We start from the raw sequence: 20,069 nt of genomic DNA on the forward strand, positions 1-20,069 counted from the left end.
GCCTTGGCCGCAAACTCGCGCGTGTTTGACGAGATCGACATCGAGATACTGCGCCGCCTGCAACAGGACGGCCGCATGACCAACGTCGAACTGGCCCAACAGGTCGGACTGACGGCTCCGCCCTGCCTGCGGCGAGTGAGGGCTCTGGAGGAAGCTGGCGCGATTCGCGGCTACCATGCCGATCTCGACGCCGAGCTGCTTGGCTATTCCATCACCGTCTTCGCCATGGTCAGCCTGAAAAGCCAGGCGGAATCGGATCTAAAGGCGTTCGAGGATTATGTCGCCGGACTTCCCCCGGTGCGCGAGTGCCATATGCTGAACGGCGAGATCGACTTCATCCTGAAAATCGTGGCCCGCGATCTGCGCAGCTTCCAGGAATTCCTCACCGGGTCGCTGACCTCCGCCCCCAATGTGGAGCATGTGAAGACATCGCTGACGATTCGAACCTCGAAGCAGCTTCCGGGCGTGCCGGTTAGCTGAAGACCGCGAAAGGTGGCGGGCCTTCGGAACGGAAAAGGCCCGCCGGATCCAATCGGGCGGGCCTTGCAATACTGGCGGGCCGGACCGGCTCCGCCGCGTAGGGGGAACGCAGCCTAGGCGGCTTCGCGCTCTTCCTCCTTCTCCGCGGGCTTCCGCTTCGCGAAGATCGCTCCCAGCTCCTGACGCTTGTCGTCGGAGAATTTCTTCTTCGCCGCGGCGAACGTCTCCTCCTCTTCCTCGTCGATATGGTGCTCATAGCGTTCGCGCAGCTTCTCGAACGTCGCGATCCAGCCCGGCGAGGACATGTCGGTATCCTCCAGCTCCTCGATATATTCCTCGATCTCGTGATGTTCGGCCGTCGAATGGCTGCCCTCGTCCTGAAGATCGGGATCGCCGAGCATCGCCGCATAAAGCGACTGCTCCTCCGCATTGGCGTGCGAGAGGGCATCGAGCTTGAACTTCTCGAACAGCTCCCTGCGGTCCTCGCTGTCTCCGTGCGTCTCGGACAGCTGCTTCAGCAGCTTGCGATGGTCGTCGTGATCGTTTTTCAGAAGCTCGAAAATGTCGGCCATGTGGTCATCCTCCGTCGTCTTGTATTGCCTTGTCGACGAATGAGGGAGCCATCCGGTTTCTCTTGCGAAAGAGTCTCAGGACCGGCGGGATTCCGGGACGGTGGTGGGCGCTGACAGGCTCGAACTGCCGACCCTCTCGGTGTAAACGAGATGCTCTACCAACTGAGCTAAGCGCCCCGCCCGGAAGCGGCGGGCTATGTGCGCCATTTTTGCCGCCGCATCAAGGCCGTTTCCCAGATTGGCGGGCAGGCACTTCGACCTTCCACCGTCAACCCCTCCGCTTTCGGGTTGGACTGGTGCAGATGGCTCGCTAGGCCCGGGGCAATCCTGCATATTCTTTTTGGAGCAAGACCCATGGCAGACGCCAAGACCCTCGTCATGACCCTCGACGAGGGCGATGTGTACATCCGGCTGCGGCCCGACCTCGCCCCGAACCATGTCGAACGAATCGCCTCGCTGGCCGAGGACGGCTTTTATGACGGCGTGCCCTTCCACCGGGTCATTCCCGGCTTCATGGCGCAGGGCGGCGACCCGACCGGCACGGGCATGCACGGCTCGGACAAGCCGAACCTGAAGGCCGAATTCTCCGATGCGCTGCACAAGCGCGGCACCTGCTCGATGGCGCGCACCCAGGACCCGAATTCGGCCAACAGCCAGTTCTTTATCTGCTTCGAGGAAGCCGACTTTCTCGACGGCCAGTACACGGTCTGGGGTGAAGTGACCGAGGGGATGGAGCATGTCGACGCCCTTCCCAAGGGCGAGCCGCCCGCCAACCCGGGCAAGATCAAGTCGATGAAGGTGACCCGCTAGACTGCGGAAAACGGTGGGGAATGGTGGGCGCGACAAGGTTCGAACTTGTGACCCCTGCCGTGTGAAGGCAGTGCTCTACCGCTGAGCTACGCGCCCCCGAAATTTCAACCGAAACCCGGCGGAAGGCGGTCATATAGGACCGCCTTCCCCGCTCGTCCAGCATCTCGCGAACGCCGGAATGCCAGCTCCGACGAAAAACGGCGCGGGACCCCGATCGGGTCGCACCGCGCCGTCGACGTTCGGAAAGAAGGCCGCTTAGTTGACGGCGTCTTTCAGACCCTTGCCCGGTTTGAACTTGGGCTGGGTGGATTCCTTGATTTGCATCGGTTCGCCGGTACGAGGGTTACGCCCCGTGGACGCCTTGCGGTGGGCGGTCGAGAAGGTGCCGAAGCCGACCAGGCGAACTTCTTCGCCCTTCTTCAGTGCGCCTTCGATGGTGTCGAACACGGCTTCCACAGCCTTGCCTGCATCCCCCCGGCTGAGGTCGGCGTGATCGGCCACGCTGGCGATCAGTTCCTGCTTGTTCACGTATAGCTCCCCTTTGATTATCTCCTCGGCCCTGCTGGGCCGTAGGAAATACCTAAGAACGCGCAAGTCCCAGAGTCAAAGGGATTCCGGGCCGTTACTGGACGGCGGTCGGCGAATGCCCCTGCCCGCTGCCGCCATGTTCCGGATCGGTCGCGATCGTTTCGGGTTCGATCCATTTGATCGGCTTGAGCTCGCCGGACAGAGCAAGGCGCAGCACCTCGTCGACGTGGCTGACGGGACGAATTTCCAGCCCCTCCTTGATGTTGTCCGGAATCTCCGCGAGGTCCTTTTCGTTCTCCTCGGGGATCAGCACCGTGGTGATGCCGCCGCGCAGAGCCGCGAGCAGCTTTTCCTTCAGGCCGCCAATGGGCAGCACCCGGCCGCGCAGGGTCACCTCGCCCGTCATCGCAACGTCGCGACGGACAGGCGTTTCCGTCAGCGTCGAGATAATCGCGGTGACCATGCCGATACCCGCCGAGGGTCCGTCCTTCGGCGTCGCCCCTTCCGGCACATGGACGTGAATGTCACGGCGCGAGAAGATCTCCGGATTGATGCCATATTCGGGTGAACGTGCCTTGATGAAGCTGAGAGCGGCCTGGATGGACTCCTTCATCACGTCGCCAAGCTTGCCGGTCGTCCTGATGTTGCCCTTGCCGGGAACCGTCACGGCCTCGAGCGTCAGGAGTTCGCCGCCGACTTCCGTCCAGGCGAGGCCCGTGGCCGCGCCGACCTGGTCCTCTTCTTCGGACACGCCAAAGCGGAATTTCCGAACGCCGGCATAGTCGGCGAGATTGTCGGGAGTGATCGCAACCGAATCCTCCGACTCCTCGATGATCTTGCGCAGCGATTTGCGCGCCAGCCGGGCGATTTCCCGCTCCAGCGTACGAACGCCCGCTTCGCGCGTATAGTAACGGATAAGGTCGCGCAGCGCGTCTTCCTCGATGGCGAATTCGCCATCCTTCAGGCCGTGCTCGGTCACCTGCTTCGGCACCAGATGCGCCTTCGCGATCTCGACCTTCTCGTCCTCCGTGTAACCGGACAGACGAATGATCTCCATGCGGTCGAGCAAGGGCTGCGGCATGTTCAGGCTGTTCGCCGTCGTGACGAACATGACGTTCGACAGGTCGTAATCGACCTCGAGATAATGGTCGTTGAACTTCGAATTCTGCTCGGGGTCGAGCACCTCGAGAAGCGCCGACGACGGGTCGCCGCGGAAATCCTGACCCAGCTTGTCGATCTCGTCGAGGAGGAAGAGCGGATTGTTGGTTCCCGCCTTCTTCATGTTCGCAAGCACCTTGCCGGGCATCGAGCCGATATAGGTGCGCCGGTGACCGCGGATCTCGGCCTCGTCACGCACACCGCCGAGGGACTGGCGGATGAACTTGCGGCCCGTGGCCTTCGCGATCGAGCGGCCGAGCGACGTCTTACCGACACCGGGCGGTCCGACGAGGCAGAGGATCGGACCCTTCAGCTTTTTCGCGCGCGTCTGCACGGCCAGATACTCGATGATCCGTTCCTTGACCTTCTCGAGGCCATAGTGATCGTCATCGAGGATTTCCTCGGCAGCCTTCAGATCCTTCCGGACACGGCTGGACTTGCCCCAGGGCAGACCGAGAAGCGTGTCGAGATAGTTGCGTACCACGGTGGCTTCGGCAGACTGCGGCGCCATCGCCTTCAGCTTCTTCAGCTCGGAGGTGGCCTTCTCCAGCGCCTCGGTCGACAGGCGCGTAGTCTCGATCTTTTCCTGCAGCTCGGCGATCTCGTCGCCTTCCTCGCTGCCGTCGCCCAGCTCGCGCTGGATCGCCTTCATCTGCTCGTTGAGATAATATTCGCGCTGGGTCTTCTCCATCTGGCGCTTGACCCGGCCCTTGATCTTCTTCTCGACCTGAAGGACGCCCATCTCGCCTTCCATCAGGCCCAGCACCATTTCGAGGCGCTTTGCCGGATCGGCTTCGCTGAGAAGCTCCTGGCGCTGCGAAACCTTCACGCTCAGATTGGCGGCAATGGCATCGGCCACGCGCGCCGCCTCGTCCATCTGCTGGATCTGCACCACCACTTCGGGCGCGATCTTCTTGTTCAGGCGGACATAATTTTCGAACTGCTCGGTAGCCGAGCGCTGCAGGGCGGCAAGCTCCGCCTCGTCGGCAGGCGCATCCGCAAGCTCGGTGAACTCGGCTTCGAAATAGTCGCCGTCCATGTCGAGTTCCTCGACCTGGACACGCTGCTGGCCCTCCACGAGGACCTTCACGGTCCCGTCCGGCAGCTTCAGGAGCTGAAGGACCGTCGCAACGGTACCCACGGGGAAGAGGTCATCGGGACCGGGCTCCTCGACGCCTGCGTCCCGCTGAGAGATCAGCAGCACATTCTTGCCGCCGTCCATCACTGCCTCGAGCGCGGCGACGGATTTGTCGCGGCCCACGAACAGCGGCACGATCATCTGCGGGAAAACCACGATGTCGCGAAGGGGAAGTACGGGAAGCGTTTGAGTCGTCATGGGGGTCCTTGATCACCGGCATCCGCACAAGGCGAACGCCCTCTCTCTGTTAACACCGATGTGGGAAGCCGCGCCCTCCCCTGCAACTGCGTCCCCTGCACCTGCGGCGCGGCGGCCCTTCGTCCCCGGAATTGCGGGCCCGGTCTCCCGGGCCCGGTCGTCACCTCAGCAGGTCAGGCGGCGTCGTCGCTCGCTGCCTTCTTGGCCTTCTTGGCAAAGACGCGAATGGGGTCCTTGCGGCCCTCCACCACATCCTTGTCGATATGGATTTCGTCGACACCGTCCATCGAGGGCAGGTCGAACATCGTATCGAGGAGGATGCCCTCCATGATCGAACGAAGCCCGCGGGCACCTGTCTTGCGCGCAATCGCCTTCTGCGCGACGGCCTTCAGCGCGTCGTCGGAAAAGGTCAGGCGCACATCTTCGATGTCGAACAGCTTCTGATACTGCTTCACCAGAGCGTTCTTCGGCTCGGTCAGGATGGTGACCAGCGCGTCCTCGTCCAGATCCTCGAGCGTGGCGAGAACCGGCATACGGCCCACGAATTCGGGAATAAGGCCGTATTTCAGCAGGTCCTCGGGCTCGATCTCGCGCAGGATCTTGCCGACCCGGCGCTCGTCGGGAGCCGCCACATGTGCGCCGAAGCCGATCGACTTGCCCTGCAGGCGGTCCGCAATGATCCGGTCGAGGCCGGCAAAGGCGCCGCCGCAGATGAACAGGATGTTCGTCGTATCGACCTGCAGGAATTCCTGCTGCGGATGCTTGCGCCCGCCCTGCGGCGGAACGGAAGCGGTCGTGCCCTCCATGATCTTCAGGAGCGCCTGCTGGACACCCTCGCCCGAAACATCGCGCGTGATCGAGGGATTGTCCGCCTTGCGACTGACCTTGTCGATCTCGTCGATATAGACGATGCCGCGCTGGGCACGTTCGACATTATAGTCCGACGCCTGCAGCAGCTTCAGGATGATGTTCTCGACATCCTCGCCCACATAGCCGGCCTCGGTCAGGGTCGTGGCGTCGGCCATCGTGAACGGCACATCGAACGTCCGCGCCAGCGTCTGCGCCAGCAGCGTCTTGCCGCAGCCGGTCGGACCGATCAGCAGGATGTTCGACTTCGCCAGTTCGATATCGGCGCCCTTCGCGCCGTGCGCCAGCCGCTTGTAGTGGTTGTGTACCGCGACCGACAGGACGCGCTTGGCGAAGTCCTGGCCGATGACATAGTCGTCCAGCGTGTCGCAGATCTCGCGCGGTGTCGGAACGCCGGCCTTGTCCTTGACCAGGCTGGTCTTCGTTTCCTCGCGGATGATGTCGTTGCACAGTTCCACGCACTCGTCGCAGATGAACACCGTCGGACCGGCGATCAGCTTTCTGACTTCGTGCTGCGACTTGCCGCAGAACGAACAGTAGAGCGTATTCTTGCCGTCGCCAGAACCGCCGCCGGCCCCGGCATCGCCTGCTCCCGCTCCGGTTCCGCCCGTCAATTTGCTCATGAAATTCCTTTCTTCGGCCGCGCCGACGAAGCGCGGCAAAACACACTAAGCGGGAAAACCGGGTTCGTGAAACCCGTTCGTTCGCCCGGTGGCAGCCAGCGCAGCCCCTCGCCCGGCTTCGGCCCCCGGCCGGCTATTCCGCCCATCGCAGAGGAAGGTGGGGCAATCGAAGGCGGCTTGCAAGAGCGGCATTCTTTCCCTCATGGAGAAATGGATTGAGGCCGGGGCTTTCCCCCTCTTATAGTCCAATCATTCGGCAGAAGTAGCGGGACGCGGCGGAAATCACGCAAGATTCGCAGATGGATGCGCGATGACGCCCGCTCTCCTTTCGGCCGCCATCCTGATCATTTCCTTGATCCTGTTCGTTTCGGACAGGATCCGGCACGACCTTGTGGCCGTGATCGCGCTGCTGCTGTGCGTGCTTGCCGGCATCGTCGCGCCGACCGAGGCGCTGTCGGGTTTTTCCGACCCCGCCGTCATCACGGTCGCGGCCGTTCTGATCGTCGGCCGGGCCATCGAATTGTCGGGTGTCGCCAGCGCGCTCGCCACGCGCCTGTCGCGCATGGAAGCCCCCTATGAGGTGCAGTTTTTCCTGATCCTCGCCATCGGGGCGTTGCTTTCTGCCTTCATGAACAACATCGCGGCGCTCGTCATAACCATGCCCGTCGTCTCCAAGCTGGCGCAGGATGCCAAGCGCTCGCCCACGGCGGCGCTGATGCCGCTGGCCTTTGCGACGATCCTCGGGGGCATGACCACGCTGATCGGGACTCCGCCCAACCTCATCCTGTCGTCGATCCGGCGCGAACATCTGGGAGAGGGCTTCGGCTTCTTCGAAATGAGCGGCCTCGGCATCACCGTCACCGCCGCCGGCCTGATTGCCATGGCGCTGATCGCCGACCGGCTGCTGCCGGAACGTCGCGCCGCCATCCGCGCGGCCACCAATCCGTGGCGCGTGTTCGAGCTTATCCTGCCGAAGGGCGCGCAGGATGCAGCGCGGGTACGCGCCACGCTGCGCGATCAGGGGGCCCGCATGCTCGGCATCGCGCCCCCCGGCGTGCGCCGCTGGACCGGCGGCGACATGAAGTCGGAAGGGCGCCGCGTCCTCGTGCTGTCGCGAAAGAATCCCTGGAACCTCGCCGACGACACAAATTACGCGCCGGTTCATAGCCGGAACGACGCGCCCGACGCGGTAACCGTGCGCTGTGTCGTCGCACATGGCTCCTTCCTGATCGGCAGGAATTACGACGTCGTCGCGGCGCGCACCGAAGGGCAGCTGGCTATCGTCGCCGCCGGACCCCGCGCTGCGCGGGCACGCAAGGCGATGCAGGAAATGCAGATTCAGGCCGGCGACCAGCTGTTCATCCACGGTTCCGCGCTTGCCATTGCAGAGTTCGTCTCGAACGCACGCCTCCTCGAGATCGGCCGCCACGACGCGCAGGCGATCGACAAACAGAGAGCTGCGAGCATCCTCGGCATCTTCGGCCTGGCGATCGCCGCAGCCGCGCTGTTCGGCGTGCCGCCCTCCATCGCATTCGTCGCTGCCGCCGCCGCGATCCCCGCCTTCGGTCTGATGCCGGTGCGCGAAGTCTACCAGGCCATAGACTGGCCGGTGATCGTCCTCCTCGCCGCCATGATTCCGGTCGGCATGAGCTTTGAGACCACCGGGGCGGCGGAGGGCCTGGCCCAGTGGCTGAACGGAGCCCTGTCGACCGCGCCGGCCTGGCTTGCGCTGGCGGCGCTGGGCGCGATTACGCTTCTTCTGTCGGCCATTCTCAACAATGTGGCCACCGCGATCATCATGGGTCCGCTTGCCATCCAGGTGGCGCAAATCCGCGACTTTTCCACCGATGCTGCGCTGTTGATGATTGTCGTCGGAGCCTCGGCGGCATTCCTGACGCCCATCGGCCACCAGAATAATCTGCTGGTCATGCGGCCCGGCGGCTACCTGTTCAGCGATTTCGCGCGTCTGGGCGGACCTCTGGCGGTCGTCGTTCTTGCCGTTGCGACGGCTTACCTCTCCATTTTCTACCTATAGTCCGCTGACGCTTTTGCTTGGCAAGGGCACCCATCTCCTCTACGCGCTAATTTGAGTGGAACTCAGGAGCCTTGGGGATGAGTCTTCTGCGCAAGATGGTCATACTGACCGCCGGTTTGGCGCTGGCCGGGTGCGGTCAATCGGACCCGACTCCGCAAGCAGGGCCCGAGCGGGCCCTGCCGGTCGTGCAGACGACCGAAGTCCGCCTCCTTGAAGAGCGTGCCGCCATCCCCGCCGTTGGCACCGTACGCCTGCGCAGCGAGGTGTCGCTAGGGTTCACCAGTCCTGGCCAGATTGCGAGCATAGCTGTCGATGAGGGCGACCGGGTTCGCGAGGGGCAGCTGCTCGCTTCCCTCAACCGCGAGACCGTGGAAGCCGACCTTGCCACCGCGCGGGCCGAGGCGGACCGGGCTCAGCGCGATCTCGAACGAAGCCGCGACCTGTTTACGGAAGGGTGGGTCACCCGCGCCAGGCTCGACGACGTCGAAGCCGCTGTGCGCGCTGCCGACGCCCGGGTCGATTCCGCGGCGTTCGCAGCCAGGACCGCCCGTATCGTCGCCCCCAGCAGCGGAGTGGTGCTGCAGCGCTTTGCCGAGCCGGGTCAGGTCGTCGACGCCGGCCAGCCGATCCTGTCGCTGGGACGCGCCGACCAGGGGTTCGTCCTTGCCGTCCCGCTGACCGACAGGCAGGCGGCCGCGCTGTCGGTCGGGGCCGCCGCGCAAGTTCGCGTGGAAGCACTTGGCGAGGCGCCGCTGTCCGCACAGCTCGTCGAACTCGCCGGCCGGGCCGATCCGGCAACCGGAACCTTCGCGGCGGAATTCTCTCTGCCCTCCCGCTCGGGCCTGCGAAGCGGGCAGATCGGCCGGGTCATGCTGCCTGCTACCATTTCACAGGACGGAACCGAGCCTTCGCAGCTCTTACTGCCCGCCTCCGCGCTCACGTCGGCACGCGCTGGTGGCGCCGTGGTCTGGGTGGTCGAGCCAGAGGATACGACCGCGCGCCCGCGCACGGTCGCTACCGGCGATCTTGTCGATGAGGGGGTTGTCATCCTCGAGGGGCTGAAGGCGGGCGAGCGCGTTGTGACGGCAGGCGCCGACGACCTCGTTCCCGGCCAGAAGGTCGAGGTCAGGTGAACCTGACCGGCATCGCGGTCCGGCAATGGCAGCTGACGCTGATCATTGCAGGCCTGCTGGCCGCTCTTGGCATTTCGGCCTTCCTGACCATCCCCCGGTCGGTCGATCCGCACTTCCCCATCCCCATCGTCATCATCGTCGCGGCGCAGCCGGGCGCCGATGCCGCCGACATGGAGGAGACGGTGGCAAAACCGATCGAGGAGCGGGTCCAGGGCCTTGACGACATCAACTCGATCGAGTCGTCCTCGAACGACGGGCTGTCGATCGTCACGATCGAGTTCGACTGGGGGTCCGACGCCGACGAGAAGTTCAACGACGCGGTGCGCGAGGTCGGCGCCGTCCGCGACTCGCTGCCGCCGGGCACGGCGCTGGAATATCGTCGCGCCCGCACCACCCGCGCGGCACTGGTCCAATATGCGCTGGTCAGCGAGACCGCTTCGTGGCGGCGTATGGAGAAATATGCCGACGACCTGTCGGAGCAGCTGACGCGGGTGCAGGGCATCCGCGAGTCGGAAGCCTTCGGAATGCCGGACCTGGAGGTGCGCGTTGCCATCGACCCGGCTCGCCTGGCGCAATACCGGGTCCCGGCGGGCGCCGTAGCGCAGGCGCTATCGCGCGCCGGTGCCGATCTGCCGGCCGGCGTCGTCCATGCCGGCGACACGCGCTTCAACGTAGAGGCGGGCGGCGCCTTCCGCACATTGGAGGAAGTCCGCACCACGCCGCTTCGTGCGGGCGGCGGAACCGTGCTGACGGTCGGAGACGTCGCAGAGGTCTCGTGGAGTACCGATGAGCGCCTGCACATCGTGCGCGTGAATGGGAAGCGCGCGGTCGTCGTGGCGGCGCAGCAGAAAGACGGCCTCAACGCGCTGGCCATCCGTGAGGATGTCGAGGTCCAGATGTCCCGCTTCGCGGCGTCGCTGCCGCCCGACATCGAGCTGGTGAACGTCTTCGACCAGACCATCGAAATTCGCGAAAGACTGGGGGTCCTGGCGCGCGACTTCGCCATCGCCCTCGGCCTTGTCCTTATCACCCTGCTGCCGCTTGGCCCGCGCGCCTCGGTCATCGTGATGGTGTCCATTCCGCTCAGCCTCGCCTCCGGCGTCCTCATGATGCAGCTCACCGGCTATTCGCTGAACCAGCTGTCCATTGCCGGCTTCATCCTGTCGCTGGGCCTGCTCGTCGACGACTCGATCGTGGTGACGGAGAATATCTCGCGCCATCTCAGGATGGGCGCGTCGCGGCTGAAGGCGGCGCTGGACGGGACGAAGGAAATTCAGGCAGCGGTCCTCGGCTCCACGGGCGTCCTGATTTTCGCGTTCCTCCCCATCGCCTCCCTACCGGGCGGAGCAGGTCTCTTCACGCGCAGCCTGCCGCTCGCCGTCATCTACACCGTGTCGGCCTCGCTGATCGTGTCCCTCACCATCATTCCCTTTCTCGCCAGCCGAATCCTGCGCCGCGACGACGATCCGGAGGGCAATATCTTCATGCGTGCGCTGCAGCGCGGCATCCACAAGGTCTACACTCCCATCCTCCACAGGGCCCTGGCCCGTCCGCGGCGCTGGTTTGCGGGCACGATGGCGCTCTGCCTGTCGGCGCTGGCACTGGTTCCGGTGCTTGGCTTCACCCTGTTTCCGAATGCCGACGTTCCCTTTTTCACGGTCGAAGTCCGGACGCCGGAAGGTACCGGCGTGGAAGGCACGGATCGCGTCGTGCGGCGCCTGGGCGACCGTATCGGAGAAGAGCCCGGCATTCGCTATGTCATCGAACATTCCGGCGCGGGCGGGCCGCAGGTCTTCTACAACGTCTTTTCGGACTTCGAGCGCACCCGAGAGGGCATTATCGTTGCCGTCATGGACGAATGGGACCCGAGGCGGGGCCCGGAACTCCTCGACCGCCTGCGCGCCGATTTCGATGACGATCCCGAAGCCGAAATTCTCGTGCGGCGCTTCGCCAATGGCGCCCCGGTGGCCGCGCCGCTGGCGGTGCGTGTGACCGGCCCCGACCTGCAGGAAATCAGGCGGATATCCGGTGAAGTCGCTACGCTGTTCCGAACTCATGCCGGCACGCGCGACGTGGAGAACCCGCTCTCCGAAAACCGCATCGACCTCAATCTGGGCCTCGACCGCGACAAGGCCGCAATACTCGGCGTGGCGCCGGAGGCCGTGCGCGAAACGGTGAGGCTATCTCTGCTCGGCCAGCGCGGCGGCACGTTCCGCGACGAGGAAGGCGACAGCTATCCCGTGACCGTGAGGCTGCCCATGGGCGAACGGCGCCAGGCCGAGGCGCTGCGGGACATATATGTACCCACCACGTCGGGAGACATAGTCCCGCTGGGACAACTTGCGGATCCGTTCCTCGAAAGCGTGCCCCCGCGCATCGACCGCTACCAGCTCGAGCGGGTCAATGTGGTGACCTCGTTCGTCCGCGAGGGCTTCCTGGCGTCGAAGGTGCTCGCCGATCTGGAACCCGAGCTCGCCGCCATCGATTTGCCGCCCGCCTATGCCATCGGCTTCGGGGGAGAGGCGGAGGCGACTGCCGAGAGTTTCGCCGGTCTCGGTCTCATCGCCATGCTCGCCGTGGCTGGGGTATTCGCCGTTCTCGTGGCGGAGTTCGGCCGCTTCCGCGAGACCATCGTTGTGGCCGGGGTGATCCCGCTCGGCTTTTTCGGCGGCCTGATCGCGCTGTGGATTACGGGCAACTCGATTTCCTACACCGGGGTTATCGGCTTCATCGCCCTCATCGGGATCGAGATCAAAAACTCGATCCTTCTGGTCGATTTCACCTCGAAGCTGCGCGCGCGGGGCATGGGCCTGCGAGAAGCGGTTGAAGAAGCCGCGGAAATCCGCTTCCTGCCGGTCCTCTTGACCTCGGTGACGGCCATCGGCGGGCTGATGCCGCTCGCACTTGGCGGAACTGCGCTCTACGCGCCGCTGTCGATCGTCATCATTGGCGGCCTCATTTCCTCGACGCTTCTCAGCCGCATCGTCACACCGGTGATGTATCTTCTCATCGCACGCCGTAACGCGGCGGACGAGGACGGGAACTCAGCCAGCGGCAGCTTGGAAACCGCCTCTTAACCAACGCCTTGTAGCCACAAGTCTCCGAAGTGGAGGTAGAGTCGAACATGGCCGATTTGCTGGTCGAACCCACCCGCGAGCGCGAGCGGCGGGCCCGCATTCTGAGAAGCGGCACGATCCGCGTCGACGGCGTCACAAGAAAAGCGATCATCCGCGACGTGTCGGCCGACGGCGCCCTCGTACAGAGCGACATCGAACTGAGAGAAGGCGACAGCGTCGAACTGCGCATCAAGGATGCGCAGGCCATGCTGTGCGAGGTCCGCTGGGTTCGCGACAACCGCGCCGGCGTCCAGTTCGTCCGCAAGATCGGCGTCGGTACCGGAGTCGATGCCCTCGCCGCATCGCATAGCGAGCGGCAAGCCCAGTCCTTCACGATGTGGCGCGACTAGCGCGCGGCTAGCCCTTCGCCAGCTTCGCTTCGCGCGCTGCCTTCAGACGCGCGAAATCGTCGCCCGCATGATAGCTGGACCGGGTCAGCGGCGTGGAGGATACCAACAGGAAGCCCTTCGCGCGCGCCATCTCTCCATAGCTGCCGAACTGTTTCGGCGACACGAAGTCGATCACTTCGGCATGACGCGGGGTGGGTTGCAGATACTGGCCGAGCGTCAGGAAATCGACATCCGCGGAGCGCATGTCGTCCATCACCTGATGAACCTCCAGCCGTCCTTCGCCAAGGCCCAGCATCATGCCCGACTTGGTGAAGATCGTCGGGTCGAGCGTCTTCACCCGCTCGAGCAGACGCAGTGAATGATAGTAGCGGGCGCCCGGTCGGATCGTCGGGTACAGCCGCGGCACCGTTTCCAGATTGTGATTGTAGACGTCGGGCCGCGCCTCGACGATGGCGCGCACGGCGTCGTCCGCCTTGTTGCGGAAATCGGGCGTCAGGATCTCGATGGTCGTGTTCGGCGCATTCTTGCGCAGCGACTCGATCACCTTCACGAACTGACGCGCGCCGCCGTCGGGCAGATCGTCGCGGTCGACCGAGGTGATGACGATATGTTCCAGCCCCAGCTCGCCAGCGGCGACGGCGACATGCTCGGGTTCCAGCGGATCGACCGGCCGGGGCATCCCCGTCTTCACATTGCAGAAGGCGCAGGCCCGGGTGCAGGTGTCGCCCAGGATCATCACCGTCGCATGCTTCTGCGTCCAGCACTCGCCGATATTGGGACAGGCCGCCTCTTCGCAGACCGTGTTCAGGTTGAGGCGCCGCATGAGTTTGCGGGTCTCCGAAAAGCCCTTGGAGATCGGTGCCTTCACCCGCAGCCAGTCCGGCTTGCGGCGGCGCTCGGGGTCTCTGATCGGGGTCATGTCGTTCATACCCTCCCCAGATAGCGGATGGCGGCGCATCCGCAACTGCGCTAGCGCTTGCAGCATGGTCGCATTCACAGAACTTCTTTCCGGCTATGGCCGGTTTCGCAACGCCGCCTATCTGGATCAGAAGGCCCGCTACGATCAGCTGGCCGAGGGGCAGTCCCCGGGAACGATGGTGATCAGTTGCTCGGACAGCCGGGTCTCTCCCTCGCTCATCTTCGACGCCGGCCCCGGTGAGATTTTCATGGTGCGCAACGTCGCCAACCTCGTACCGCCCTTCGAGACCGGCGGCGGCCAGCACGGTGTCTCGGCGGCGCTGGAATTCGCAGTGACCCAGCTGCAGGTCCGCGACCTACTGGTCCTCGGTCATGGCGGATGCGGGGGCTGCGGTGCCGCGCTGTCGCGCCAGTTCCACGGCAGCGATCCGGGCAAGGGTTATTTCATCGCGTCATGGATCGGCCTGCTCGACGAGGCGCGCAATGCGGTCGAGGCGCGCTGCAACGACCTGAACGGGCCCGAAGCCCAGTTGGCGATGGAGCATGAGGCCGTGCGTACGAGCCTGCGCAACCTGCGCACCTTTCCCTTCGTCGAGGACCGCCTAGCCGACGGGCGGCTGACCCTGCACGGCGGCCATTTCGCCGTCGCTCATGGCCGGCTGTCGATCCTGCAGGACAGCGGCGAGTTCGAGGACATCAATCTGTCCTGACCCGGGGACCGGCGGATGGACTGCGCCTAGTGCCCTCCTCCGCCCAGCGCCGCTTCGCCGACCACGAGGAGGACGCAGGCGATCATCCCCCCAATGGGCACCCAGACCGGATAGGTCCGGACACCGCCGCCCGCTTCGATCCCGTCGCGCTTCATTTTCACGAGCGCTGCATTGGCGGCGAAGAAGACGCCGAGGATGATATAGCTGGTCAGGCTGGCGAGCTGCTCGGTTGGCAGAAACAGCGCGAGCGCGGTGACCACGGCGCCGGAAATGACGGTAGCCAGCAGCGGTGTGTGAGTGGAGCCGTTGATGTGCGACAGCCAGGACGGGGAAACGCCGCGCCGTTTCCCTAGGTCGTGAATCACGCGGCTGGCCATGACGATCTGCGCGAGCGCACCGTTGACGATAATGAGCAGGCTGAGGCCGGTCAGCACATAGCCGCTCCGCCCCTCCTCCTTCACCACATCGACGAGCGGCGCCGCACTCTCGTCCAGCCTGTCGGCGGACAGCGTGGACACTGCGGCCGCAGCGATCAGCACATAGAAGATAAGTGAGATAACAAGCGCCGCGAAAATCGCCTTCGGCAGCGAACGCTGCGGGTTCTCGGCTTCCTCGGCCAGCGTCACAAGGTCCTCGAACCCGATAAAGGCGTAAAAGGCCAGAAATGCCGCGAGCAATATGCCGATGCCGAGGCCCCTGCCGCCGGGAAGGCTGCCTTCGGACCAGGCCTCCCCGAGCATGGCCGGGTAGCCGGCCAGGTTCGGCACCGTGAACCACAGGACGTAGAGCAGGCCGATCAGGCCCGCCGCCGTCGTGAGGCCCATGAACCATGCCGACTGCTTCACGCCGATCGCCGCCACGAAGGTGAGCGCGCCGACCAGCGCAGGTACGGCCCACCATTTCGAGACGCTCATAACTTCGCCCAGATATCCGACGAACCCGGTAGCGATCGTCGCAGCCGACACGATCCCGGTCCCGACCAGCGCCCAGCCAACGACCGCCGTCAGCCACTTCCTGTCGAACCCGTGCGCTACGAAGGCGGAGGACCCGCCCGATTCGGGAACGCGCGCACTCAGTTCGGCATAGCTGAACGCCGTCAGTGCGGCCGCAGCCGCAGCCGCAAGGAACGCGAAGGGCGCAAGCGCTCCGGCTTCTCCGATGATTTTCCCGACGACGACATAGATACCGGCCCCGAGAATGGTCCCGAGCCCGTAAACGGCGAGCATGAACGGCGAAATACTGCGCGAGAGTTCCGCATTGGCTTTTGCGTCGTCGGCGATCCGGCGTCCCCTTCCGGTCATCGGACCTCGGAGCGGCCCGACATACAACATTCTGCGAACGGGTACCCCCTGCTTCCGTTCCAAAAAGACAAGGCGTTACAGGAGAATTGTCATAGGGGCATCGTTACAAGGTGGTCAGATCCTCGCCATGCTTTTCGAACCGTGCCAGCGCCTGTTTCGACCACTGGCGCAGGGCGGCGAAGTCTCCCGTGTCGGCATAGTTCGCAAGCGCAGCTTCGATCTCGTCGCAGGCAGCCCGCGTTCGTTCGAGATACATGTCGTCGACGCTGCGGGCACCGCGAAGCTGTGCGAAGTTTCGTTCCTGCTCGTCGCTGAGAACGGTCGAAACCTGGAAGTTCTCGTTCTGCTCGGCGAGGTCTCGAAGTCCCGTCAGCATGTCCTGGTGCACATCGACGGCCTGCCGGGCGAAGGCTTTGACCTCCTCCCGCTCCGCCTGGTCCATGGCGATCTTCGCCATGCCCACCTGGATTGCACCCTGCTGGGCCAGGTCGTCTAGAAACGCCTGGGTCTCGGTGAGAACTTCCGATGAGGCGACCGCCTGCTCGCGGGCTTCCTCGGCGTCTTCCGCAGCCGCGACTTCCTCGTCGGCGGTCGGCCCCGGAGCGGGCTCATCGGCCGACGAGCAGGCCGTCAGAACGGCGGCGAGAAGGAAAGTTGAAACCGAGATCGTCTTCATGGCGGGTCAGCTCCGGCTTGTACCCGCGCTGAACGGCGTTTCCGCCGAACGGTTCCTCAATAATGAAGCGCCCGGCCATAGGCGTCGAGGACGCTCTCGTGCATCATCTCGCTCAGCGTCGGGTGCGCGAACACCGTCTGCATCAACTGTTCTTCCGTCGTTTCCAGTTCGCGCGCGACGACAAATCCCTGGATCAGTTCGGTCACTTCCGCGCCGATCATGTGCGCGCCCAGAAGCTCCCCGGTATCCTTGTCGAAGATGGTCTTGATGAAGCCGTCGGCTTCACCGAGCGCGATCGCCTTGCCATTGCCGATGAAGGGGAAGTTACCGACGTTCACTTGGCGGCCCGCCTCCTTCGCCTTCGCCTCAGTCATGCCGATGCTGGCGATCTGCGGCCGCGAATAGGTGCAGCCCGGGATATTGTCGTAGCGCATGGGATGCGGCGCATGCCCCGACCCCCTGCCCAGGGCCTCGGCGATGGCCTCGGCAGCGACAACGCCCTCATGGCTTGCCTTGTGCGCCAGCCAGGGCGGCCCGCACACATCGCCGATTGCCCAGACGCCCTCGACGTTCGTCTTTCCATAGGGATCGGTCTTGATGTGCCCGCGGTCGGTTTCGATGCAAAGCTCCTCCAGACCGATCCTCTCGCTATTCGGCGCAATGCCGATGGCAAGGATCACATGGCTGAACTCGTGCTTCGCGGTCTTCCCGTCTTTCCCCTTGATAGAAGCGGTCACGCCCTTCGCACGAACGTCGACCTTCTCGACCGATGCCTCGGTCATGATCGTCATGCCGTCCTTTTCCAGGCGCTTTTTCATGTGCGCGGAAATCGCCTCGTCCTCGACGGGGACGATACGGTCGAGCATTTCGACGATCGTCACATCGGCGCCCATGTCGCCGTAGAAGCTGGCAAATTCGACGCCGATGGCGCCCGAGCCGATGACGAGCAGCTTCGTCGGCATCTCCTTCGGCGTCATGGCATGACGATAGGTCCAGATGCGCTCGCCGTCCGCCTTCAGGTGGGGAAGCTCGCGCGCACGCGCGCCGGTAGCGACGACGATATGCTTGGCGGACAGGGTCTTGTCGCCGACCTTCAGTTTCCCCTTACCGGCAAGCGCACCCTCCCCCTCGATCACCTCGACCTTGTTCTTCTTCATCAGGTGCTTGACGCCGGAATTGAGCTGTCCGGCGACCTGCCGTGAGCGCTTAACGACCGCCTCAAGGTCGGCCGACACATTGTCCGCACCAAGCCCGTAATCCTTGGCGTGATCCATATAGTGCTTGATCTCGGACGTACGGAGCAGCGCCTTGGTCGGGATGCAGCCCCAGTTCAGGCAGATCCCGCCCAGCTTCTCGCGCTCGACGATGGCGGTCTTGAGGCCAAGCTGCGCCGCGCGGATAGCGCCCACATAACCGCCGGGCCCGGACCCGAGAACGATAAGGTCGTAGGTGTCAGGCATTCAAGATCTCTCCATGACATCTTCGCGATTTGTTCGCCCGATGTGGAAACTGATCAAGGCAATAAGAAATGACAGCAAAATGTTGAAGTAACGACTGATTCGGGCGAGCGTACCAACATCGTCGCACTCCGACATGACCCTCCGTATAGATGCATCATGCGCTACAGACTTATTGCTCAATTTAATGCTGTCTGACTGATAATCTCTGTCAAGATTCTCCTCGATGATCTGCGAAAAATCGGACACGAGCGCCTCAACTTCATCCTCGCTCAATCCCTTTGCACGAAGAGCATTCTCCATCCTAAGTCTTTCTAGTCGTAAAACTATGTCAACTAAGTCCTTATCCATTTCCATCGAACTATACCCCGCACTCATTTGGAGCGCTTCAGTAGAAAGGCGGTAATACCCGAGCAGTTTCTGATTACACTCGTTTTCTTGCTTAGATATCTCGAAGTCAAAGAACTCGGAAATGGCATAGCCGCACAAAAGCACAACCAATAAAAATATAAGCTTTTTTCGCGCCAACTTATTGAAACAAAATTTAAATTTCAATTTCTTCAGCCATCAGGCCAGCATCCCCATCGGGCTTTCGATCAGGCGCTTGAACGCGGCCATCAGCTGCGCACCGGTGGCTCCGTCGATGGCGCGATGATCGAAGCTGCCGGTCGCGCTCATCACGGTAGCGATCGAAAGCGCGTCGTCGACGACATAGGGCCGCTTCTCGCCCGCGCCGACGGCAAGGATCATCCCCTGCGGCGGATTGATGACGGCTTCGAACTGCTTGATGCCGTACATGCCGAGATTGGACAGGCTGGCGGTGCCGCCCTGGAACTCCTCGGGCTTCAGCTTCCCGTCGCGGGCGCGCGCGGCAAGGTCGCTCATCTCCTCGGAAATGGTCGACAGGCGCTTTTCCGCCGCATCGCGGATGATGGGAGTGATCAGGCCGCCGTCGATGGCGACCGCGACCGAAATATCGGCGCGGCCATAGCGGATCATCTCATCGCCCGCGAACTGGACATTCGCGTCGGGAACCTCGGTGAGCGCGACGGCGAGCGCCTTTACGAGAAGGTCGTTCACGGACAGCTTCACGCCGCGCGCTTCCAGGTCGCCGTTCAGCTGCTTGCGCAGGGTCAGCAGAGCGTCGAGATTGCAGTCTACCGTGAGATAATAGTGCGGCACGGTCTGCTTCGACTCGGTCAGGCGGCGCGCCGTGACCTTGCGAATGTTCGACAGCTTTTCGGTCTCGTAGGGCGCATCCGCACCGGCCTTTGTCTGGACGGCCGTGTCGGTCGCCTTTGCCGGGCGGTCGCTTCTGTCCCCGGCAGCCTTTGCGGAAGCCTGCGCCGGCGCTGCGGACGCACCTTCGACATCCGCCTTGACGATGCGGCCCTTGGGTCCCGTTCCCTCGACCGTCCCGAGATCGACCCCTTTCGCCTCTGCGATACGGCGTGCGAGCGGCGTGACGTTCAGGCGCTCGCCGTCCTTCACCGGCGCCGGGCCCGCCGCGGGAAGATCATCGCCGCCAGTAGCCTGCGTATCGTCACGGCCGTACCCTGCCTCCTTGGCCTTGGGGGCGGGCGCGGGTTTCGGCGCCGGCGCCTGTTCCTCGTCCTTCGTCGGCTCATCCTCCGCGCGCGCCTTCAGCTCAGGCTCTTTCTTTGCCTCGGGCGCTTCCACATCGGCGGGGTCCTCGCCCTCTTCGGCAAGTATGGCGATGGGCGTGCCGACGGCGACCTCGTCGGTGCCTTCCTCGACCAGGATCTTCGCGATGACACCGGGATCGACCGCTTCGAACTCCATCGTCGCCTTGTCGGTCTCGATCTCCGCCAGCAGGTCGCCCGGTTCGACGCTATCGCCCTCTTTCACCAGCCATTTGGAAAGGGTGCCGACCTCCATGGTGGGCGAGAGGGCAGGCATGGTAAGTTCGGTCGCCATCGGGTTCCCTTTTGCAGTGCGCCGCGTCCAGGGCGATCCCACGGACGGCAGGCGGTCTCAT

The 20,069-nt window shown here is 63.9% G+C and carries 17 protein-coding genes and 2 tRNA genes; 7 read left to right on the forward strand and 12 right to left on the reverse strand.

Annotated elements, in window-relative coordinates; genetic code table 11:
• Positions 1-3 precede the first annotated feature (3 nt).
• Positions 4-480, forward strand: a complete 477-nt coding sequence (locus tag KCN53_RS15115; protein ID WP_263435149.1) for an Lrp/AsnC family transcriptional regulator — start codon at positions 4-6, stop codon at positions 478-480.
• Between the two features lie 113 nt (positions 481-593).
• On the opposite strand, the gene KCN53_RS15120 is transcribed toward KCN53_RS15115, so the two are convergent.
• Together KCN53_RS15120 and KCN53_RS15125 are read right to left on the reverse strand one after the other, a co-directional pair.
• The gene (locus tag KCN53_RS15120; RefSeq protein ID WP_088713168.1) at positions 594-1,052 is read right to left on the reverse strand and encodes a hemerythrin domain-containing protein; all 459 of its coding nucleotides are present in this window, start codon (positions 1,050-1,052) and stop codon (positions 594-596) included.
• A 101-nt stretch (positions 1,053-1,153) separates the two neighbouring features.
• Positions 1,154-1,229 (reverse strand) — tRNA-Val (locus KCN53_RS15125).
• Positions 1,230-1,406: 177 nt separating this feature from the next.
• On the opposite strand from KCN53_RS15125, the gene KCN53_RS15130 reads away from it, so the two are divergent.
• Entirely contained in the window at positions 1,407-1,862 is a 456-nt protein-coding gene (locus KCN53_RS15130; protein ID WP_088713169.1) for a peptidylprolyl isomerase, read from the forward strand.
• A 21-nt stretch (positions 1,863-1,883) separates the two neighbouring features.
• On the opposite strand, the gene KCN53_RS15135 is transcribed toward KCN53_RS15130, so the two are convergent.
• The 4 genes from KCN53_RS15135 to clpX all read right to left on the reverse strand — a co-directional run bounded on the left by KCN53_RS15135 (position 1,884) and on the right by clpX (position 6,374).
• A tRNA-Val gene (locus tag KCN53_RS15135) sits at positions 1,884-1,958 on the reverse strand.
• Between the two features lie 159 nt (positions 1,959-2,117).
• Positions 2,118-2,390 carry an HU family DNA-binding protein gene (locus KCN53_RS15140; RefSeq protein ID WP_088713170.1) on the reverse strand — a complete coding sequence of 91 codons (273 nt, stop codon included), beginning with the start codon at positions 2,388-2,390 and terminating at the stop codon, positions 2,118-2,120.
• Between the two features lie 94 nt (positions 2,391-2,484).
• Positions 2,485-4,884, reverse strand: coding sequence for an endopeptidase La (gene lon, locus KCN53_RS15145; RefSeq protein ID WP_088713171.1), 2,400 nt, complete (start codon positions 4,882-4,884; stop codon positions 2,485-2,487).
• A gap of 173 nt (positions 4,885-5,057) precedes the next feature.
• The gene (gene clpX, locus KCN53_RS15150; RefSeq protein WP_172406285.1) at positions 5,058-6,374 is read right to left on the reverse strand and encodes an ATP-dependent Clp protease ATP-binding subunit ClpX; all 1,317 of its coding nucleotides are present in this window, start codon (positions 6,372-6,374) and stop codon (positions 5,058-5,060) included.
• Positions 6,375-6,684: 310 nt separating this feature from the next.
• Between clpX and KCN53_RS15155 the strand changes: the two genes are divergently transcribed.
• From KCN53_RS15155 to KCN53_RS15170, 4 genes are all read left to right on the forward strand, one after another.
• The gene (locus KCN53_RS15155; protein WP_088713172.1) at positions 6,685-8,409 is read left to right on the forward strand and encodes an SLC13 family permease; all 1,725 of its coding nucleotides are present in this window, start codon (positions 6,685-6,687) and stop codon (positions 8,407-8,409) included.
• A 77-nt stretch (positions 8,410-8,486) separates the two neighbouring features.
• Positions 8,487-9,542: an efflux RND transporter periplasmic adaptor subunit gene (locus KCN53_RS15160; protein WP_088713173.1), complete on the forward strand. Its 1,056-nt coding sequence runs from the start codon at positions 8,487-8,489 to the stop codon at positions 9,540-9,542.
• Entirely contained in the window at positions 9,539-12,619 is a 3,081-nt protein-coding gene (locus KCN53_RS15165; protein WP_088713174.1) for an efflux RND transporter permease subunit, read from the forward strand. The genes KCN53_RS15160 and KCN53_RS15165 overlap by 4 nt, the downstream gene beginning before the upstream one ends.
• A 47-nt stretch (positions 12,620-12,666) precedes the next feature.
• A complete protein-coding gene (locus tag KCN53_RS15170) occupies positions 12,667-13,008 on the forward strand; it encodes a PilZ domain-containing protein (protein WP_088713175.1) in 342 nt (113 codons plus the stop codon).
• Positions 13,009-13,015: 7 nt separating this feature from the next.
• Here KCN53_RS15170 and lipA read toward each other — a convergent pair whose 3' ends face one another.
• Complete coding sequence (lipA, locus tag KCN53_RS15175; RefSeq protein WP_088713176.1) at positions 13,016-13,936, reverse strand: lipoyl synthase; 921 nt, start codon at positions 13,934-13,936, stop codon at positions 13,016-13,018.
• 55 nt (positions 13,937-13,991) lie between these two features.
• Here lipA and KCN53_RS15180 point away from each other — a divergent pair, with 55 nt between their 5' ends.
• Entirely contained in the window at positions 13,992-14,636 is a 645-nt protein-coding gene (locus KCN53_RS15180; RefSeq protein WP_088713177.1) for a carbonic anhydrase, read from the forward strand.
• Positions 14,637-14,662: 26 nt separating this feature from the next.
• Here KCN53_RS15180 and KCN53_RS15185 read toward each other — a convergent pair whose 3' ends face one another.
• The 5 genes from KCN53_RS15185 to KCN53_RS15205 form a co-directional block, all read right to left on the reverse strand.
• Positions 14,663-15,937 (reverse strand): APC family permease, encoded by a 1,275-nt coding sequence (locus KCN53_RS15185; RefSeq protein ID WP_172406286.1) that lies wholly within the window; start codon positions 15,935-15,937, stop codon positions 14,663-14,665.
• A gap of 103 nt (positions 15,938-16,040) precedes the next feature.
• Complete coding sequence (locus KCN53_RS15190) at positions 16,041-16,613, reverse strand: DUF4142 domain-containing protein (RefSeq protein WP_088713179.1); 573 nt, start codon at positions 16,611-16,613, stop codon at positions 16,041-16,043.
• Between the two features lie 56 nt (positions 16,614-16,669).
• Positions 16,670-18,073 carry a dihydrolipoyl dehydrogenase gene (gene lpdA, locus KCN53_RS15195; protein ID WP_088713180.1) on the reverse strand — a complete coding sequence of 468 codons (1,404 nt, stop codon included), beginning with the start codon at positions 18,071-18,073 and terminating at the stop codon, positions 16,670-16,672.
• Positions 18,074-18,373: a hypothetical protein gene (locus tag KCN53_RS15200; protein WP_143712254.1), complete on the reverse strand. Its 300-nt coding sequence runs from the start codon at positions 18,371-18,373 to the stop codon at positions 18,074-18,076. It lies immediately after the preceding gene.
• Between the two features lie 264 nt (positions 18,374-18,637).
• Positions 18,638-20,008 (reverse strand): pyruvate dehydrogenase complex dihydrolipoamide acetyltransferase, encoded by a 1,371-nt coding sequence (locus KCN53_RS15205; RefSeq protein ID WP_088713182.1) that lies wholly within the window; start codon positions 20,006-20,008, stop codon positions 18,638-18,640.
• Positions 20,009-20,069 lie beyond the last annotated feature (61 nt).

The sequence above is a fragment of the Pacificimonas aurantium genome, assembly GCF_020092905.1.
Lineage (GTDB): Bacteria > Pseudomonadota > Alphaproteobacteria > Sphingomonadales > Sphingomonadaceae > Pacificimonas > Pacificimonas aurantium.

Coding starts and splice junctions, on each gene's coding strand:
- KCN53_RS15120 (WP_088713168.1), bottom strand. CDS start 1,052: ATGGCCGACATTTTCGAGCTTCTGAAAAACGATCACGACGACCATCGC.
- KCN53_RS15130 (WP_088713169.1), top strand. CDS start 1,407: ATGGCAGACGCCAAGACCCTCGTCATGACCCTCGACGAGGGCGATGTG.
- lon (WP_088713171.1), bottom strand. CDS start 4,884: ATGACGACTCAAACGCTTCCCGTACTTCCCCTTCGCGACATCGTGGTT.
- clpX (WP_172406285.1), bottom strand. CDS start 6,374: ATGAGCAAATTGACGGGCGGAACCGGAGCGGGAGCAGGCGATGCCGGG.
- KCN53_RS15155 (WP_088713172.1), top strand. CDS start 6,685: ATGACGCCCGCTCTCCTTTCGGCCGCCATCCTGATCATTTCCTTGATC.
- KCN53_RS15160 (WP_088713173.1), top strand. CDS start 8,487: ATGAGTCTTCTGCGCAAGATGGTCATACTGACCGCCGGTTTGGCGCTG.
- KCN53_RS15170 (WP_088713175.1), top strand. CDS start 12,667: ATGGCCGATTTGCTGGTCGAACCCACCCGCGAGCGCGAGCGGCGGGCC.
- lipA (WP_088713176.1), bottom strand. CDS start 13,936: ATGAACGACATGACCCCGATCAGAGACCCCGAGCGCCGCCGCAAGCCG.
- KCN53_RS15180 (WP_088713177.1), top strand. CDS start 13,992: ATGGTCGCATTCACAGAACTTCTTTCCGGCTATGGCCGGTTTCGCAAC.
- KCN53_RS15185 (WP_172406286.1), bottom strand. CDS start 15,937: ATGACCGGAAGGGGACGCCGGATCGCCGACGACGCAAAAGCCAATGCG.
- KCN53_RS15190 (WP_088713179.1), bottom strand. CDS start 16,613: ATGAAGACGATCTCGGTTTCAACTTTCCTTCTCGCCGCCGTTCTGACG.
- lpdA (WP_088713180.1), bottom strand. CDS start 18,073: ATGCCTGACACCTACGACCTTATCGTTCTCGGGTCCGGGCCCGGCGGT.
- KCN53_RS15200 (WP_143712254.1), bottom strand. CDS start 18,373: ATGGAGAATGCTCTTCGTGCAAAGGGATTGAGCGAGGATGAAGTTGAG.
- KCN53_RS15205 (WP_088713182.1), bottom strand. CDS start 20,008: ATGGCGACCGAACTTACCATGCCTGCCCTCTCGCCCACCATGGAGGTC.